Genomic DNA, 18983 nt, shown 5'->3' on the forward strand with positions numbered 1-18983 from the left:
CTCAATGAGGTTTTAAACCAAAAACATTTAAAGATAGCGAGATTAAAGAAAGGAAAATTACAAATCCCACTGCATCTAAAGTAGTAGTTAATAATGGCCCACTCATCATCGCCGGATCGAGTTTTAAGCGCTTAATTCCCATTGGTAACAAAGTGCCTAAAATCACAGCAACAAACACATTAATTGCCATTACTAACCCAGCGATTATACCCACCCATCTTGAACCCGGAGTAGTCCAAATAAAAGAGAGTATAAACAAAGCTAAACCTAAAGCAGAAGCAGTTCCCAACGCAGCTAAAATTTCCTTACGTAAAATTTTCAGCGTATCTAAAGGCGTAACTTCTCCTACACTTAAACCGCGAATAGTGACAGTTACAGCTTGAATCGCCACAGTTCCCCCAGTATTAGAAAAAATTGGCATAATTACCGCTAAAACTGGAACTTGGGAAATCACAGTTTGAAAAGGCGCGATCGCACTTGCTGCCCCAATATACAACGCCATCACCCCCAACAACCAAGGCAAACGATTTTGAATCGTCACCAGAGGCGGAGACAAAGCTTCCTCATCACCACCACCTACCCCAGCTAACTTTTGGATATCCTCGGTAGCTTCTTCTTCTAAAATGTCAATTACATCATCGATCGTGACAATACCCACCAAACGGTCTTCGCGATCGACCACAGGCAACGCCAGCAAATCATACCTCTGCATCAATCGCGCCACCTCTTCTTGAGGCATTTCCGTATAAGCTTTAATCACCCGATTACTAGCAACATCGCGAATCAAAGCACCAGGAATCGAAAACAACAACTGCCGCAACGACACCACCTGCACCAACTTGCGGTTATTGTCAGTCACGTAAGCATAATAAATCGTTTCCTTATCATGGTCGCTTAACCGAATTTTGCTTAAAGCTTCGCCAACCGTCAAACCTTCGCGCAACCGCACATACTCAGTCGTCATCACCCGACCTGCCGTACCTTCTGGATAACCCAAAATAGTCGCCGTTGCTTGTCGTTCCGAAGGACTGAGTTGTTGTACCAATCGTTTTACCACTCCCGCTGGTAACTCATCAAATAATTCTGCCCGATCGTCAGGTCGCATTGCCTCCATAATCTGACATACATGAGTATCATGCAGCGAACCAATCAATTCTTCCTGCACTTCGGGTGGTAAATATTCAAAAACATCTATTGCCTGAGCTTTGTTTAATAAACGAAAAGCGATCGCCCGTCGTTCCCCTGGCAAATCAGTAATATAATCGCCAACATCCACCGCTGGCAAAGAATTAAGTTCCGATTTTAGCTGATTTAAATCAGCAATATCCTCTAACGCAACACGCCCTTCCTGTGTCAGCATACAACCTCCTAGTCTCCCCCGCGCCGGGAGACAAAAGTCACCAGCTTAGGGGAGGATAATACTGTCAGATGATGGACTTTTGTCCATGAATTTAAACAACTGAATTCGACACTGATACAAATAGCACAGATAAGGCACAGTACCAGTATTTATATGCTATCCCTTAAGCTGCTAATTCACAATCAAATCAGATTTGAGTAAGTTTTACAGAACGGAGTGTCAATGCTAGAATTCAGCTACCGTAATCTATCTAATACAGAGATTTTCCAATGGACGTAAAAATCGTTCTTTTAGCCCTAACCGTGATTTTTATACTGTCGAGCCTCTTCTTCGGCACCAAAAATGGATTCTACGATTCAGACAATTATCACGGTAATGGAACAGCCCACTAATATTGTTTCTCTTTAAAGTTTGCTACAGGTGGCTGATGCTCTTAAACAAAGACACCCAGACGCAAAGACTAATTAGTAGCAGCATTTTAGAGAATTAATACCAGCCAAAAGTAAAGAGGCAAAATCAATAGACCGCATTTTCCCGATCGCGTAGCCTGTGCCTAGCACCTACCGCTCTTTGCCTTTTTACTCTTCCATCTCAGGTTAGCGAAAAAGTAACGGAAGGCATCGTGATTGATCTAGAATGCTTGCCCTACAGTGTCAATCATGCAGGTGAAGGGATTAGTCTACTACTACGGATGGGGCCATATCGCATTCTTTTAGATTGTGGCATGGCTGATATTTCAGCGTTGTTTGCTCCTAACAAAAAAATACCACCAGCTGATTTAGTATTATGTAGCCACGCCCATCCCGATCATGCTAGAGGTTTATTAGCATTACATAAAGCTTTTCCCCAGCTACCAATTTATGCCAGTGAAGTTACCACTCAATTATTGCCGCTGAACTGGCCTGAGACAGACCCAACCAAAATCCCGTCATTTTGTCAAGCTTTACCTTGGCGATCGCCGATCGAATTTCACGACGGACTTTGTGCCGAACTATTCCCCGCCGGACACCTACCAGGCGCATCTGCGATTCGCCTCACTTACACTGCCCTCAGTCGCAGCTACACACTCCTCTACACAGGCGACTTTTTCCTCTCCAACTCGCGCTTAGTCGAAGGTTTACCCCTCGACGCTTTACGGGGAATCGAACCTGATATTCTGATTATTGAAGGCACCTACGGCACAGCGCGTCATCCCCACCGCCGCCAGCAAGAAAACCAACTCGCAGAACGGATCAGTCGCGCCGTTAGCGCCGGAAAATCGCTCCTCATGCCAGTCCCAGCATTAGGATTAGGTCAAGAAATCCTCATGTTGTTGCGGAGTCATCACCTATTTACAGGTCGAGACTTAGATATTTGGGTAGATGGCACAGTCGCCTCTGGATGTGATGCCTATCTCGAACTATTACCTCATCTTCCCGCTTCTGTCCAAAACTTTTCCCGTCACCAACCTTTATTTTGGGATGAACGAGTGCGCCCCCGTGTGCGCCGCCTACAACCGGAACAAATCCCCCAGCTAGGAAAAACTAGCTGTATTGTACTGACTGATGAAACAGTTGATTTGAGTAAGTATCTTTATCCTAATGCTGAAGCTTGGGTAGTTTTATTACCGCAAAGACCAGGACGATCGACAATAGAAGATTATCAGATTCACACCAAAAACTCTGGGACTCTCAGTGTGGAAAGTTACCTGTTAGCTCAACATTGTGATGGCCCAGGTACAACCCAGCTGATCCATAATTTGCGCCCGCAGCACGTCGTCTTTGTTCACGGTTCTCCCACTTATTTAGCAGATTTAACTAGCTTGGAGGAGTTACAAAACCGCTACCACTTACATTCCCCCAACGCTGGTACACTAGTAGAATTGCCGATCGGAGAAACATTTTTACAACCCGCCGCCCCGGAAACTAACTACGAAGGCGAACTCACAGAATTAGGTACGATCGTCACCATTAATTTACCAGACACAATTACTGCCGACCCCCGCTGGCAAAATTTTGCTGATACTGGTTTAGTAGAAGCTCGTTGGCAAGGTGAGGAACTGGTATTGCGTGGGTTAACTCAACGAGAATTATTGACCCAAAGAAGCGATCGCTTACCCGCTGACCTAGCTTGCTGCGGCAACTGTCGTTATATGCGCGGACAACGTTGCCGAAATCCAGCATCACCTCTGTTTGATTTTAAAGTGACACCGGACGGATACTGTCCTGTATTTGAACCCTCTTTGAAGCCAGAACGGGAAAACGGCGACAATTCTAATTAACTCAACTAGCAAGTTGACAAGATTCAGGCTGGTAGTAGGTAATCGGTAGTCGGGAGTAGGAATCCCATTACCCACTACCCACTACCCATTACCTATTAATTAATCTAGATTAGAATCCGGGAAATGATTGCGAATTTGCTCTGCTTCTGGACAATCATCCGAAACTAGAGGTTCGACATTGCCTCTCGGTACGGAAGCTAGTTTTTGACTTACGGCACCGATACTTTCTAAGCGTACCATCTCTTCCCAAGAAGAGACTTCATCATCTTCGTCTGTCTCATAGCGCAAAGTCACTAAATCACCCTCAATATCGATGATTCGGGCGCGTTCAATCCAACGTTGCTGGTCCCGCAAGAACACACAGACTTCTCGACCATCGCAACAGAGTTGATATATCTTGCGGTGTAGCATATATTGTTTCTCCTGAACAGGGAACTCTTCAAGTGCTTAGTTTGTTAATCTATCTTTGGCGACTGACTTCGGGAAAATTTCTTAACACTTAGCCAGCCATTTCATCTCAAGCCCGATACTCAGCGGTGTAACCATTGAAATCTAGGCACCTCAGCATAAATTGTTGCTGCAGAAGCAGACAACATCCTGATGTTTATCTGATGCTAAGGTTAGAAAAAGTTTATCTCGAATTGAGCAACAGATAGCAGGTGGAAAAGAATTTTTTAGTTTGTCGGTAAGGGTGGTAGTAATCATTTAAGGATAGAAGCGTTCTACGAGATTCGATCGCGTGTGAGGAAACGCCATATTATAGATACCTTTTATTCTATCAATACTTCTGTTTTATTACTCTAGGGAGAACTACCATTTTTGTAGTAATCACCGCAGCAAACTGTACAAATGAGGAAATTTTTCCCTGGGGTAGCTGTCTCAAACCCTTTTCCCATCTAAGCTGTTAGCACTTGCCCCCTCAGAATTGCCAATCTGGATGCCCTGGGGAAAATAATTTTTTCTTTCTTGCTAAACTGAGCAAATCTGCACCAGCCCTTAGCAAAGCAGATTATTTATTTACTTTTTGCTGCATTACTTTTTGCTTGTCAACTATATGTAACCGCTCGCAGAGCAATCTCAAGAGTAAATTCTAAAATTTCAAATAAAAGCGCAATTTTTTCCTATTTACAGACTACCTAATCTATCTAACGGCAATTTGCCTGCTCGGAGTTTTGCCGTTAGTCCTTGCCTATAATTAAATCTCAGCTAGGAGTTGTTTGATGTATCTATGAATACACTACACTCCTCCAACCAGAAAAGTTAGTTGATGCGTATTTTCTAGACAGGGTTGCACGTACTCTATGAGAGTTTGCGTGACTGCCCCGCGTGCCTCTCGCTCAATTTGACCAGAATTTACTGCATTGTACAAGGAAGAGAGGGCATCTAAGTCAGCGGATTGATAGCCTTTATGGGCCAGAACTTGACCAATAAGACCTTCAGAAGCAACACTTAAACACCCTGTTTGAAAAGCTGACTTAACTAGTGAACGAATCATAACTACTTCCTGAGCATCCTTGATGCGTTAACCGTCAATTCTAGTCTTAAACATCTGCGTTAACAGGTAAATGACTGAGAGCGGTAGCAAGTTGTGATAAAGTCCTCTGTTAAACTGTGATTTGAGTCACTGAGGCTTTTAAATCGCTGATTTCAAATATTGGTCTTCCAGTTTTTGCTACCGAGTAGAAGTTTAAGACTGCAACTGAGAAATCAATCTCTGGTAATAGCTTATCTGGGCTACTGTTAAGAGACTGTAAAGATAGCCAGGGTTAATTACAAAAGCTTGGTAAAGATTATGGAGAGGGAAAAGCGATCGATCCCTTGTAAAGTAGTGAGGTGAGCAAATTTAGATTGAACAGGGGAGTATTATGGAGTTTGCGATCGCAATCCAACAGCAGCAATACAAAACCTACATTCTCACTGACCATCATGCCCAATCCCGCATCGAAGTCGTACCAGAACGAGGCGGAATCATCACCCGCTGGCAGCTACGGGACGAAGAAATTCTCTATTTAGATGCCGAAAGATTTGCCAATCCCGACTTAACCGTAAGAGGCGGAATACCCATCTTATTCCCCATCTGCGGCAACTTACCTGACAACACCTACACCATTCACGGTAAAGAATACCAACTAAAACAACATGGTTTTGCTCGTGACTTACCTTGGCAAGTAATCGACCAACAAACCCAAGAATGCGCCAGCATCACCCTGCTTTTAGAAAGCAACGACCAAACAAAGCAGCTTTACCCCTTTGACTTTCAAGTTATCTTCACCTACCAACTCAAAGGCAGCACCCTAGAAATTCGGCAAAGTTACACCAACAAATCTGCTGAATCCATGCCCTTTTCCACAGGACTGCATCCTTACTTTACCACCCTAGATAAAACCGCCCTCCAGTTCCAGATTCCCTCAACTGAATACCAAGACCAGCGAAATAAAACAATTCACCCCTTTACAGGCAGTTTCGACTTTGAAAGCGATGAAATAGATGTGGCATTTCGCGATTTAACCAATGTTTGGGCCAGCGTTACCAATAAAAGCCGCAACCTAAATTTACATTTGAGTTACGATGATGCCTACTCTAGAGTCGTGTTTTGGACTCTCAAAGGTAAAGATTTCTATTGCTTAGAACCTTGGAGTGCCCCTCGCAACGCTATGAACACAGGCGAACAACTGATTATTCTAGAGCCAGAAGCCTCCCTAGAAACAGTAGTTGCTCTCACCGTAACCCTCAGTTGATCGCCACCAAAAAAATTTTTTACTCAACCCCTTCCATTTTTTTGAATAGCTGTGCTATAGTGATAAACGTTGCGAAAAACATAAATAACACGGGTCGCTAACTCAACGGTAGAGTACTCGGCTTTTAACCGATTAGTTCCGGGTTCGAATCCCGGGCGACCCATTTTTTAATTGATAGTCATGTTAACACTTGCCCAGAGCAGGGGAGCAGGGGAGCAGGGGAGCAGGGGAGCAGGGGAGCAGGGGAGCAGGGGAGCAGAGGGGCAGGGGAGCAAGAAAAGTTTGTAACTCAAAACTTTCCCTGTTCCCTTGTGAGCAATCTGAGCAAAAATTCCTAGAACACATTCCATTGAGTAACAAAATATCTTAAGATTATTCTAATCATTTAAGATTGTACAAACCCAATTAGCTGAGCAACCAAATATAGGAGGACCACTTATGGCGATTGTACCAATGAGGCTGCTGTTGGATCACGCTGCTGAGAATGGATACGGCATTCCAGCATACAACGTTAACAATATGGAGCAGATCCAAGCGATTATGCTGGCTGCTAAAGAAACAGATAGTCCCGTGATTTTACAGGCTTCTCGTGGCGCTCGCTCATACGCTGGCGAAAACTTTCTCCGCCATCTGATTTTAGCGGCAGTGGAAACCTATCCTGAGATTCCCATTGTAATGCACCAAGATCATGGCAACGCGCCATCTACTTGCTACTCAGCCATGAAAAATGGGTTTACTAGCGTGATGATGGACGGCTCTTTAGAAGCTGATGCCAAGACTCCTGCGAGCTACGAGTACAATGTGAATGTTACTCGTGAAGTAGTAAACGTTGCTCACTCGATCGGCGTAAGTGTTGAAGGCGAACTGGGTTGTTTAGGTTCTCTGGAAACTGGAAAGGGTGACAAAGAAGACGGTCACGGTTTTGAAGGCACATTGTCTCATGACCAACTGTTGACCGACCCTGACGAAGCTGTTGACTTTGTAGAACAAACTCAAGTTGATGCTTTGGCGGTGGCTATTGGTACCAGTCACGGTGCTTATAAGTTTACCCGCAAGCCAACTGGTGAAATCTTAGCTATCAGCCGGATTGAAGAAATTCACCGCCGCTTACCTAACACTCACTTGGTAATGCACGGTTCCTCCTCGGTGCCTCAAGATTTACTAGACTTGATCAACCAGTTCGGTGGCGCAATTCCTGAAACTTACGGTGTACCTTTGGAAGAAATCCAAAAGGGTATTAAGAGTGGTGTTCGTAAGGTGAACATTGACACCGACAACCGTTTGGCAATCACTGCTGCGGTACGGGAAGCACTAGCTAAAAAACCCAGTGAATTTGACCCCCGTCACTTCCTCAAGCCTTCGATCAAGTATATGCAAAAAGTTTGTGCTGAGCGTTATGAAGCTTTCGGCACTGCTGGTAATGCTAGCAAGATCAAGCAAATGTCTTTGGATGACTATGCAGCTAAGTATGCTAAGGGCGAATTGAATGTTGTTACTAAGACTGCTGCGACCGTCTAAATGGCAATTTTGCTAATTTAGTCCTTAATTTGCATAGATTTTGCGGGTAGTTTTTTAGGCTACCCGTTTTTTTGTTGGTTTGTAGTGACGACTTTAGTCGTTTTTGAGGCAATGAACGACTCAAGTCGTTACAACAGACTGTTAATTTGGTTTGTAGTGACGACTTTAGTCGTTTTTTTTCCGGGCATGAAACGACTCAAGTCGTTACAACAGACTGTTTATTCTTTGACTTCTACAACTGATTCGGTTGATGTGGGATTGAGTTTAGTGTTATTGAGGGAGGAGTTATCGTTGTTGGCTTTGATGATGGCAGAGTTGTCTTTGGTGGTGTGATTATTTTGTTGAGCGTCGTCGGCTTTTCTGACAGAACGGATGGAGGTTAGTGCTTCTTTGATGACTACTGCGGTGGGTACTGCTAGTACTACTCCTAAGAGTCCGCCGATTCTGGCTCCGGTTAGGATGGCGATGAATACCCAGAAGGGATTTAATCCGGTGACACTGCCTAATACTCTGGGTGCAATGATATTTTCGACTATTTGTTGGACAATGAGGGCGGCGGCTAGGACTTGTAAGGCTAATCCAATGTCTCTTAAGGCGACGAGAAAGGTTACTAGTCCGATGCCAACGGAGCCGCCAAAGGGTACAAGTGCCATTAAACCTATGGTGAGGCCAAATAGCAAGCCGAAGGGTACTTTTAGTAGTAGGAAAACGGAGATTAATCCAGAAGCCATGCAGGTGGCTAGGATTATTTGTCCGGTGAAGTAGTTTTGAAAGCTCGATCGCAATGTCTGAGAGAATGGCTTTTGAATGCGTGTCGGTAGCCACTGAATTAAGCTAACCCAAATATCTTTGCTATGCAGGAGTAAGTAAAAGGTTACTACTATTGTCAACAAGACATCTAGCAATCTGACTACAGTTAATACTGTGAGATTTAAGGCGAGATTGAGGGTTCTTCCGGCTATGTTTTGCAGGTTGGCTTTTAAGCGATCGTTAATTTGTACGATTAATCCATCTAAACTGATCGGTAATCCTACTATGTCAACTCTTTCGTTGATCATTACTAGTTGGCGTTGTCCTGAGTCGATCCATTCTGGTAATCTTGCTACTAACTGTTGGGCTTGGGTAAAGGCTAATGGCACCAGTGTTACTCCCACTGCTACCAAAATCAACACTGTAGATAAGAAGACGAAGATTGCCGCTTGAGCTCTGTTGACTCCCCGTTGTTCTAGCCAGTCTACGGGATAGCTCAGGAGAAAAGCTAACAGGGAAGCTACTACCAGAATCACAAACAGGGATTCAAAATAACCGAAAATTTCCGAAAATGCCCAAGCATTTAACACGGTAAGTGGTGCTGCTAGGGCAATTACTAGTAGGCGCGACAATGGAGTTAGGGATTCCCACCAGTTGAGTAATTTACTTTTTGGTGGAGATGGTCGAGGGCTAACCATGAAACTAGCTCTATTTTTCAGCGGTGTTAGTCATTAGTGTAGTAGGGTAGGGGTAAGATCACACTAACCTTTTGAGATGGGGTTACAGGCGAATCATGAATCGCCCGTACCGTAGGGGCGATTCATGATTCGCCGCTACGACTGGGATTGCTTGTACATCAAACTTTTCGCTAATTAATCGAGGATGGAGCAATTTTCTTAATTTAGATGAAACAAAAAGAAGCCTCTCGCCTACCCGGAGGGAGGCGACGAGATGAATTTTTGGGCGATGACGAGTTGACTCCTGACCAATATCAACCGTCAGGTTGATTAGGGAGTGGGGTCGGGGAGGAATCGCCAACTCTTGAACTTGGCAACCTATCGATCCAATCTTCAACCAACTGGTAAGCCATTGCTGTAATTCCAAGTGACGTTGTGCATAAAACAATTAAACAACCTGCGGGAGGCGGGTTGCTGCCTGGGTTCCAGTTTTGGCTGGATAAAGGACGCAAGTTCAGAGATGCTGTGTAAGACCATTATCGGGTTAAGCCCCGAATATACCCGTGATATCCCCAACGTGGCAACAGCAGATGAGACAGGAAGCCTACACTGTATACGAAGTATCAGTGTAAGTACTTCACATGAAAACTCGGTGTTGCAGTGAGGGCATTTGACGGCGGACTTGTTCTAGGCGCTGGGGGTCAATTTCTGCTACGGCTACTCCTGGTCGATCGCCTCCTGCATCTGCTAAAATTACTCCCCAAGGATCGACGATCATGGCGTGTCCGTGAGTTTGTCTCATGGCATAATGTCTTCCTGTTTGGGCGGGGGCGATTACATAACAGGTGTTTTCGATCGCTCTGGCTTGTAACAACACCTGCCAATGGTCTTTACCAGTGTATGCGGTGAAAGCAGCAGGAACAAACAACACTTCGGCTCCCATTTGGGATAGGTGACGGTACAGTTCCGGGAAGCGCACGTCGTAACATACGGAAAGTCCCAGATTTCCCAGTTCTTTGGATGGGTAAATCGGGGGAATGCGCGTTCCTGCCATGACGGTGCTAGATTCGCGATAGGTGTTACCGTCGGGTAAGTCTACGTCGAATAGGTGTACTTTCTGGTAACAGGCAAGTTCTACACCATTGGGATCGATGAGCAAAGCTGTGTTGTAAACTCTGCCATTATCTAATGGTACGGGAAATCCGCCGCCTAATATGGTGATTTGGAAGCGTTGCGCCATTGTTTTGAGAAATTTTTCGCTCTTTTGCGCGATCGCTTCTGCTTGAGCAATTTTATCTTTTTCTTCCCCCATAAAGGAGAAGTTTTCTGGTAAACTAACCAGTTCTGCACCCCGACGCACGGCGAGGTCAATTAATTCTTCTGCCTGAATCAGATTTTTTTCTAAATCAGGTACACTGGTCATTTGAATGGCTGCGGCTAAATAAGGCTTCATAGGTCAAATTAAGTAAAATAAAGCAAAGTTCGGCTTCTGTTTAATCTCGATCCTTAGTTGTCTCTAATACAGAAGTAGTAATGGTATTTTAGCGAACACTGGGATCGCTCTTGAGGAATAGGTCAGAATAATTAGGAAAATCTCGAACCAAAAATTTTCAATTCCACAGTACTCTGTAAATAAAGCTTTTCTGGGAGTTATTTTTGCACTCTTCTATTTCCAGTTCTTTAGCGAATAGATTCGATGTTTTAGTAGTTGGGGCTGGTGCTGCTGGTCTCTATACAGCACTTTGTTTGCCAGAATCGTTACAAGTGGGCTTAATTACTAAGGATAGCTTGCCTTTATCTGCTAGTGATTGGGCTCAAGGGGGTATCGCCGCTGTTATCGATCCGAGTGATTCCTCAGATTTGCATATTGAAGATACGATGCAAGCTGGGGCTGGTCTTTGTGAGTTGGAGGCGGTAAAGTTTTTAGTGGAGCAAGCACCCCAATGTATTGATTCTTTGGTACAAATGGGGGTGGGTTTCGATCGCAAAGGCAATACTTTAGCCTTGACTTTAGAAGCTGCACATTCTCGCCCTCGTGTGCTTCATGCAGCTGATACTACCGGAAGGGCGGTGGTGAGCACTCTCAGTGCTAAAGTTTTAGAACGCGCAAATATTCAAGTGCTTTCGCCAGCTTTTGTTTTGGATCTTTGGCTCTGTGAAGGGCATTGTCAAGGGGTAAGTTTAATTTACCAAGGTGAGTTACTTTGGGTAAGTGCTCAAGCTGTGGTGTTAGCAACTGGGGGTGGGGGACAGGTATTTTGCCAAACTACTAATCCGGCAGTTAGTACGGGTGATGGGGTAGCATTGGCTTATCGTGCGGGTGCGATCGTCCGAGATTTGGAATTCTGCCAATTTCATCCTACAGCTTTAATGAAACCAGATGCGCCACATTTTTTAATTAGTGAAGCTGTACGCGGTGAAGGTGCTCATTTAATCGATTCTCAAGGCTACCGTTTTGCTTTTGATTATCACCCAAAAGGTGAACTTGCTCCCAGAGATGTTGTCAGTCGAGCGATTTTTCACCATTTACAACATACAGGCGAAGCGCATGGTTGGCTAGATTTACGCCCGATTCCCAAAGAAAAAATTAGCTATCGATTTCCCAATATTATTCAAGTTTGTCACAATTGGGGAATTGATGTATTCTCACAACCAATTCCTGTTTCTCCTGCTGCTCATTATTGGATGGGAGGAATTTTAGTTGATTTAATGAATCAAACTTCAATTCCGGGATTATACGCGGTAGGGGAAACTGCTAGTACCGGAGTTCACGGCGCTAACCGTTTGGCGAGTAATTCTCTGTTAGAGTGTATCGTGTTTGGCGCTCAAATGAGTAATTTGCAGATTGAGAGAAGGGGACAAGGGGACAAGGGGACAAGGGGACAAGGGGACAAGGAGACTATTTCCCTTCTGCCTTCTACCTTCTGCCTTCTGCCTTCTTTAGTTGAGTTGATTCGTGAGGAGTTACCGCGTTTGATGTGGCGGTGTGCGGGGATTTCGCGGCGAGGGGATGAGTTGGAAAGTGCGATCGCTCAGGTAGAATTATGGCAAAAGGACTTTGCTGCTTTAGAGTTTAGTCAATACTTGCAAAACTTACAACCGTCGCAGAATGTTTCGTTAAATTTCCCAGACATGGAAGCACAAATTAAACTTTGGGGAGAGACACGAAATCTTTTAGATGTGGCATACTTAATCCTCAGAAGCGCCGTTTTTCGCACCGAAAGTCGTGGCGGTCACTATCGCTCTGATTTTCCCGAAACTTCCCCCCAATGGCAAGCTCACACATTAGTGCAGAATAACCAATGGTGGCAATCTTCTCCAGTAGAAACCGATCGGTCAAAAAGTTCGTAGTAGCGACTTGAGTCGTTTCAAAAAGTTTGTAGTAGCGACTTGAGTCGTTACCTTGCCAAATAAAAGGACTAAAGTCCTCACAACGAACCAGGTTTATTAAAATCAGTTTTGTATGAAAAAAACTCTGACTTTAATTACTTTTAATCTGGGATTATTGATGATTGCTTACGGATGGTTGCTTGCTTTTTGGCAGCAATCGGTGAATATTAATCCGGTATCATCAGATTTTTTTATTCCAGAACTTCCCGATCCGCAAATTTTGCTCAGAGATTCTCCTAGACCTCCCAAGAGTTTACCAGTTTTGTTGCCTGTGAAAACTCCTTTACCTAATTATATGGGAATGGATGAGCAAATTTGGGGGAAAAATCAGCAAGCTGGGGATCAAATTGCCCTGTTAAAATCGATCGACAATAGTTTACGTTATCTGACTTCTCCCCAAGCAATTACGGATTACCGAAAGTATACTATTCCGGGAATTACTCGCGATCGCGTAATTCGCAGTTTAACCAGATTTCGCCAATTAGTCAGAACTTCTGGTGACGCTGCACAACTTTGGGAGGCAGTACAAAAAGAGTTTGTCTTTTACCAGTCTATCGGTAGAGATGGGTTGGGAAATGTATTGTTTACTGCTTATTATGAACCTGTTTATGATGCTAGTCGAACTCCTACGTCGGAATATCGCTATCCTATCTATCGTTTGCCACCTAATTTAAAATCTTGGTCGAAACCTCATCCTACTAGAGAACAGTTGGAAGGAAAAGATGGTTTGCAAGGAAGCAAGGGTAAATTAAAGGGGTTAGAATTATTTTGGTTGCGCGATCGCTTAGAATCTTACTTAATTCACATTCAAGGTTCGGCGAAATTGCGGTTAACCGATGGTACGATTACCACTGTAGGTTACGCAGGAAATACAGCTTATAACTATAGTAGTATTGGCAAGGCTTTGGCAGACGATGGGAAGTTGCCGTTAGAAAATCTGACTCTGCCTGTGATTTGGCAATATTTTCACCAAAATCCGCAAGAATTAGATAATTATTTACCACGCGATCGCAGTTTTGTCTTTTTTCAAGAAAATCATGGTCGTCCGGCGACGGGTAGCCTTAGCGTACCATTAACCGCAGATAGATCGATCGCCACTGACAAATCAATTATGCCCCCCGGCGCTTTAGCTTTGATCTTCGCACCTCTTCCCTACCCTGATGCTGAGCAAAAAATGCAATTTAACACTGTGTCGCGCTACGTACTCAATCAAGATACAGGGGGAGCAATTAAAAGCGCTGGCAGGGTAGACTATTTCCTGGGAACTGGAAAAGTAGCCCAACAAAGGGCGGGAATGACTGTGAGTAATGGATATCTTTACTATTTGTTGCTGAAACAGTAATCAAGCTTTTGGTTGGTGCGATCGCAAATCAATCCCAAAATTCACCGAGTTCCAGAACCTTGATTTGCGCCTTTTGGCGCACCATTGTTAGGTGGCGTGTAATTATTATACACTCGCCATACTGGGTTAGACCTAGCCCCAGAGGAAAAATTTCCGAGGTGATTGTTGATAACAGTAGCACTTGATGTTTCAGGAGTAACTAATTGTAATCCCGCAATCAGAGTTCCTAAACCTGCTAACCTCAAAAAGGTACTCATAGTGCGTCAAACCTTGTCTGCTCAATTTCTAGTATATATCCTTAACCAAGAAAAATCGGTAATTTCCCGGAAAATTATGATTGCTAAATAAAACTGATTTTTCCAAGTTCAGAAAGCTTCTGAATCGCTTTGCTGTACTTTCAATTTCAGCAGAAATTTTCCGCTTAGTAAATATACTTAAGATAGATTTTGGATATTTCTCAGTAATATTACAGATTTGCAACAAATATTAAAGAAACTTAAAAAAAGTTGTAGTTATTTTTTCCTAATTCCTTAGCTGAGTACATAGCAGCATCAGCGTTTTTAATCAAAGTTTCTATATCCTCACCATTTAGGGGATAGATGCTAATCCCGATGCTGGTGGAGATGTAAATTTTGTGACCTTGCAAAACAAAAGGTTGATTAATTGTTGTGAGAATTTTATCAGCTACTCTAGCAATATCATTTAAAGAGGGAATCCCTGGTAGAATAACCGTAAACTCGTCGCCGCCTAAACGCGAAACAGTATCACTGCTGCGTAAGCAACGTTTGAGTCGTTCAGCTACAGTTTGCAAGAGTAGATCTCCTATATCATGTCCTTTGGTATCGTTAATTAGTTTAAAGCCATCCAAATCTAAGAATAGCAAAGCTACTAAGTGATGATTTTGACTTGCCCATTCTATTGACTGACTCAAGCGTTCGTAAAAAAGTTTCCGATTAGGTAAGCCAGTCAGGGTATCATGGTAAGCTAAGTAGCGCAAACGGTCTTCCGAAAGTTTTAACTCTGTATTGTAACGAGCTAACTCGTCGGCGGTACGTTTCAGGTGTTCTTCTAATTGCTTACGTTCAGTAATGTCACGAATTATGCCTACTAAAAAGATGTTACCTGCGGGATCTTTGTGCAGCGATCTTTTAGTAGCAATATGATGGGTAATGCCTTGAGAGTTGGTAAATTGTTCTTCATTTTCTGTTGCGTCACCGCTTTGAAATACTAATTCATCTTGTTGCCAAAAGTTATGGGCTTCCTGGTTAGGAAAAAAATCAAAATCTGATTTTTCCAAGAGAATTTCTAAGGGATAACCAATAAATTTAGAGTAGGCTTGGTTTAAGACAATCCAGCGATGTTCTTTGTCTTTGACAAAAATTGGATCGGGAATAGCATCAATGAGATTTTGTAAGAATTCTTTGGAACGTTTTAATTCTTCTTTTAAGTGAGCAATCAAGGCTGTAATAATGGTAGCCGAGCCTAAAACTCCTACCAGTGGGGGGAAAAAGGGCAACCACCAACCTGCTAAAAATGCCAAATAGCTAATAATAAATAGAGCGAATGTGGCGAAAAATATGAGAACTATGGAAAGTTTTACAGAGTCCGATCGCCAAATAACAATTCCCCCCAGCCAAGTCCAAAGTAAAATCCATAATGATTCTAAGGATTCCGGCCAAACCTGAAATAAAACTGTTTTTCCTTGAGAGGCATTGAGAATTTGGCTAATAAAATTTGCTTGCAATTCTACGCCGGAAATTGGTTTTGCGCCGCTAATAAAAAGACCAGTGCTGTAAGGGATGAAGAAAAAGTCTTTGAGGGATTCAGCAGTTGAGCCAATTAAGACGATGCGATCGCGCACCCACTCGGCAGGTACTTCCCCAGATAACATTTGTGCCATAGAAACTGTGTGAAAGCTACCTGCTGGGCCTTGGAAATTAGCTAAAATTTGGTAGCCACCAGCATCAGCCCTCACGTAACCACCGTCATTGGGTTGAAAGCGATCGAATCTAGCTTTACCTAGCTGTAAATAACCACTACCGTCTTTAGCAGACTGCGATTTAATACCTTCTGCTTGAAGATACCTAAAAGCCAACTTAAGAGCAAAACTAGTCCGAGGTTTATTTTTGATATGCCAATACAATAAATTGCGACGTACCTTGCCATCAGGATCGATAACTACATTGTTGAAACCTACTCGCTCTTCCTGTTTCAGAACTGGCGGTGCTGCTACTCCCGGACTATTTTTGTTGCCTAGTTGCTCAATGCCAACTAAGTTAGTTGTTGTCTGTGCCGCCTTTAACCACTCTGTATGACCGGGCTGAACTGGTAGATCTCTGTAGATATCTAAACCAATAGCACGGGGTTGCAGAGAACTGATTTTTTTGATCAACTCTGCCATATTGCGATCGGGAATCGGCCAACTACCAAGGCGCTGGATGTCTCCCTCTTCAATACCCACAATTAATATTCGTTCATCAACTAATTGGGGTGGACGTAACCGAAAAAACTGATCGAAAGCTTCCCATTCCCCAAACTGCAACAGTCCCATCAGTCGCAGGGAAATTAAACCAGCCGCAACAATGCTTACGCTAATCCATACCTTTCGATCTTTCAAAAGCCGTTGCTTGACTTTTCTCACCAGCCTTTTGCCGCTAATGCCTAACTGTTTAATCATTAAAAATCCTTGGGGCTGAAACCTATCTTTAATTAATAAAACTAGGACTTATAGTTCATAAAACCATAGACAAATATTAATGGTATTAAGCTAAAGCGCATCTAAATTGTATATTTTTGGTGTTAGGTAAAAACCGTCAATACCTCTCCCCATCCCCCCATCAGCCTAAATATTAAATTTAAATGCGTAGCAGTTTATTTTGTAGGAGTGACCCTAAGATAACACTCTGGCAGCGGTTAGCAACCAGAGTGTTGATGTGGGAGATCGGGAGGTTTTCTCAGATTTACCGCCCTGGAAGTGAATTTTTGAAGTTACGAGGGCCTTTGTAACCTGTTAAATCAGCGAGTTTTTCTAAGCTTTGTACACCTTCGTACTTCTGACCTTTAATCTCCCAAGTAGGATAACCTTTAATTTTGGCTGCTTCACAGAGTTGTGGTCTAGGATTTACACCTTTTGGGTCACACTCAACGTAATCTACTTCAGCAGCAGCTTCTTTACCAAATAATTCTTTTTGCTCGTGACAGTGGGGACACCAGTAAGCACCGTATTCTTTTGCCCCTACTTGTGTCAAGTGGCGTGCTAGAGCGATTTCTGCTGAGCCAGAATTGTTTTGAATTGGGCTACCAACTTGTCCAAGTGTGGTAGTATCACCAGCAGTGGTGGTGGGTGTTCTGGCGCTGGCATAAACGCCAAGTGTGCCGATTAAGGCGATCATGCCGACTACAATACCAGTAAAGAATAGTTGCCCGATATCTTCCCAGGTATGACCGAATAGGGTAATTACGAATAGGGCGATCGAAAATACCGTTGAGAAGAGACAATAAATACACAATTTTCCGATCGCAAAGACCATTAAATACAACAGATAACCGCTGAAGAACAACATGGCGGTTGCACCTGCAAACAACGCCAACCAAGTTAATTGTTCCATTTTGGAACGCAGGGCTTTTTGTTCTTGGGGGTTAATTAATAATGGCCCTAATGCTAAAGCTGCCATCCCTGCGTAGGCGAAGAAACCAAAAACTGATAAAGGTATGCCAAAAACTTTGGCGTAAGCACTATTTAATACAGCGTTACAGTCAATGAACCCTGTGGTAGGACAAAGAGCTTCTTTGATTACTCCCCACTCTACTAAGGTGAGGTAAATTGTGTCGAGAATTCCCAAAAGGGCGATCGCGGCAATCAAAATCCGCGACCAGCGATGAAACCAAGGAGTAGAACGTCGGCGAATCATAAAATTTACAGCCTTGCTATCTCATACAATCTGACTATAGTTTGCCAATTAATTCCCATTGTGAACTATAGACCTCAATTCAACATTTTTTAGTCTTGTTAACTGATGATTAGACTAAGAATGCAATTTTATTGACGACATTGGGTGTGGTTGAAGTTTCCCAGATACGCTGTGTCGCATGGCTTCTACAAATTGACTGACTCGAATTGGATCGACTGCTTGTTCGCGTTTGCCGTGACGTTTTAGGGAACTAGAGACAATTACGCCATCTGCTGCTTGCATTAAGGTAGAAATATTTTCCCAACTAGCACCACTACCGATAAATACGGGGGTGTCGCTGGCTGCGGCTTTGGCTAACTCTAGGTCTTCTAAACTGGGAGGACTACCTGTGGCCCAACCAGATAAAATTACTGCGTCAGCTAAACCTCGTTCGATCGTATCTTGTACTGCTGTAGTGAGATTAGGCGAACCTAAAGGTCTGGCGTGTTTAACTAACACATCTGCCAGAATTTTGATATCGCTGCCTAATTCTCGGCGATATCTTAGTAATTGATGCGCTTGTCCTTCGATTAATCCTTGATCGGTAGCCATTACGCCTGTGAGGACGTTGACGCGGATAAACTGAGCTTTGACGCAACTGGCGATCGCTATAGCACTATGAGCATCATTCCGCAATACGTTGATTCCCACTGGTAATGTCACCAAGTTCATCACTCGATCCACAACTAAGGTCATGGCGCTGACTACCGCTGGATCTACTTGGCTGTTGGTGAAAGGCGCATCGAAGAAATTTTCCACCATAATCCCATCCACACCGCCAGATGCCAAGGCTGTGGCTTCTTGTTCGGCGCGATCGATCACTGCTTTTAAATTGCCTCCCCAGCGGGGGGAAGTGGGTAGTGGCAATAGATGAACTACTCCAATAATCGGATTTGGTGTCCTAAAAATTTGCTTCAAGTCCACGTTATTTTTGCTTTTTTCGGACTCGTCAATGCGTCCTGGTAGTTGGTCACTAGTCAATAAATTTTATCTGACTA

15 protein-coding genes and 1 tRNA gene are annotated in these 18983 nt (G+C 43.6%); 7 read left to right on the forward strand and 9 right to left on the reverse strand.

The window, feature by feature from the left end:
* Position 1: 1 nt before the first annotated feature.
* Positions 2 to 1360 (reverse strand): magnesium transporter, encoded by a 1359-nt coding sequence (mgtE, locus tag ACE1CI_RS11485; protein ID WP_413267371.1) that lies wholly within the window; start codon positions 1358 to 1360, stop codon positions 2 to 4.
* Positions 1361 to 1629: 269 nt separating this feature from the next.
* Here mgtE and ACE1CI_RS11490 point away from each other — a divergent pair, with 269 nt between their 5' ends.
* Together ACE1CI_RS11490 and ACE1CI_RS11495 are read left to right on the forward strand one after the other, a co-directional pair.
* On the forward strand, positions 1630 to 1752 hold the full coding sequence (locus tag ACE1CI_RS11490) for a DUF8629 family protein (protein ID WP_496615413.1): 123 nt from the start codon (positions 1630 to 1632) through the stop codon (positions 1750 to 1752).
* 233 nt (positions 1753 to 1985) lie between these two features.
* Positions 1986 to 3620, forward strand: a complete 1635-nt coding sequence (locus tag ACE1CI_RS11495; RefSeq protein WP_413267384.1) for an MBL fold metallo-hydrolase — start codon at positions 1986 to 1988, stop codon at positions 3618 to 3620.
* A gap of 99 nt (positions 3621 to 3719) precedes the next feature.
* Here ACE1CI_RS11495 and ACE1CI_RS11500 read toward each other — a convergent pair whose 3' ends face one another.
* Positions 3720 to 4031: a DUF6679 family protein gene (locus ACE1CI_RS11500; RefSeq protein WP_193982428.1), complete on the reverse strand. Its 312-nt coding sequence runs from the start codon at positions 4029 to 4031 to the stop codon at positions 3720 to 3722.
* A gap of 826 nt (positions 4032 to 4857) precedes the next feature.
* The gene (locus ACE1CI_RS11505) at positions 4858 to 5115 is read right to left on the reverse strand and encodes a hypothetical protein (RefSeq protein ID WP_413267372.1); all 258 of its coding nucleotides are present in this window, start codon (positions 5113 to 5115) and stop codon (positions 4858 to 4860) included.
* 370 nt (positions 5116 to 5485) lie between these two features.
* Here ACE1CI_RS11505 and ACE1CI_RS11510 point away from each other — a divergent pair, with 370 nt between their 5' ends.
* From ACE1CI_RS11510 to fba, 3 genes are all read left to right on the forward strand, one after another.
* Entirely contained in the window at positions 5486 to 6358 is an 873-nt protein-coding gene (locus ACE1CI_RS11510) for an aldose epimerase family protein (protein WP_413267373.1), read from the forward strand.
* 91 nt (positions 6359 to 6449) lie between these two features.
* A tRNA-Lys gene (locus ACE1CI_RS11515) sits at positions 6450 to 6521 on the forward strand.
* A 275-nt stretch (positions 6522 to 6796) separates the two neighbouring features.
* On the forward strand, positions 6797 to 7876 hold the full coding sequence (gene fba / locus ACE1CI_RS11520; protein ID WP_413267374.1) for a class II fructose-bisphosphate aldolase: 1080 nt from the start codon (positions 6797 to 6799) through the stop codon (positions 7874 to 7876).
* 218 nt (positions 7877 to 8094) lie between these two features.
* Here fba and ACE1CI_RS11525 read toward each other — a convergent pair whose 3' ends face one another.
* Together ACE1CI_RS11525 and ACE1CI_RS11530 are read right to left on the reverse strand one after the other, a co-directional pair.
* Positions 8095 to 9324 (reverse strand): AI-2E family transporter, encoded by a 1230-nt coding sequence (locus tag ACE1CI_RS11525; RefSeq protein WP_413267375.1) that lies wholly within the window; start codon positions 9322 to 9324, stop codon positions 8095 to 8097.
* A gap of 616 nt (positions 9325 to 9940) precedes the next feature.
* On the reverse strand, positions 9941 to 10756 hold the full coding sequence (locus ACE1CI_RS11530) for a carbon-nitrogen hydrolase family protein (RefSeq protein ID WP_413267377.1): 816 nt from the start codon (positions 10754 to 10756) through the stop codon (positions 9941 to 9943).
* A gap of 203 nt (positions 10757 to 10959) precedes the next feature.
* On the opposite strand from ACE1CI_RS11530, the gene nadB reads away from it, so the two are divergent.
* Both nadB and mltA read left to right on the forward strand, forming a co-directional pair.
* Positions 10960 to 12654, forward strand: coding sequence for an L-aspartate oxidase (gene nadB, locus ACE1CI_RS11535; RefSeq protein WP_413267378.1), 1695 nt, complete (start codon positions 10960 to 10962; stop codon positions 12652 to 12654).
* Between the two features lie 112 nt (positions 12655 to 12766).
* Positions 12767 to 14035, forward strand: coding sequence for a murein transglycosylase A (gene mltA / locus ACE1CI_RS11540; protein ID WP_413267379.1), 1269 nt, complete (start codon positions 12767 to 12769; stop codon positions 14033 to 14035).
* Between the two features lie 41 nt (positions 14036 to 14076).
* Here the strand turns inward: mltA and ACE1CI_RS11545 are convergent, their stop codons facing one another.
* From ACE1CI_RS11545 to btpA, 4 genes are all read right to left on the reverse strand, one after another.
* A complete protein-coding gene (locus tag ACE1CI_RS11545) occupies positions 14077 to 14292 on the reverse strand; it encodes a hypothetical protein (RefSeq protein WP_413267380.1) in 216 nt (71 codons plus the stop codon).
* A 239-nt stretch (positions 14293 to 14531) separates the two neighbouring features.
* A complete protein-coding gene (locus tag ACE1CI_RS11550) occupies positions 14532 to 16712 on the reverse strand; it encodes a CHASE2 domain-containing protein (protein WP_413267381.1) in 2181 nt (726 codons plus the stop codon).
* A gap of 283 nt (positions 16713 to 16995) precedes the next feature.
* Positions 16996 to 17946, reverse strand: coding sequence for a vitamin K epoxide reductase family protein (locus tag ACE1CI_RS11555; protein WP_496615414.1), 951 nt, complete (start codon positions 17944 to 17946; stop codon positions 16996 to 16998).
* 114 nt (positions 17947 to 18060) lie between these two features.
* Positions 18061 to 18909 (reverse strand): photosystem I biogenesis protein BtpA, encoded by an 849-nt coding sequence (gene btpA / locus ACE1CI_RS11560; protein WP_413267385.1) that lies wholly within the window; start codon positions 18907 to 18909, stop codon positions 18061 to 18063.
* Positions 18910 to 18983: the final 74 nt, after the last annotated feature.

The organism is Floridaenema flaviceps BLCC-F50 (assembly GCF_041929275.2).
Taxonomy (GTDB): domain Bacteria; phylum Cyanobacteriota; class Cyanobacteriia; order Cyanobacteriales; family Aerosakkonemataceae; genus Floridanema; species Floridanema flaviceps.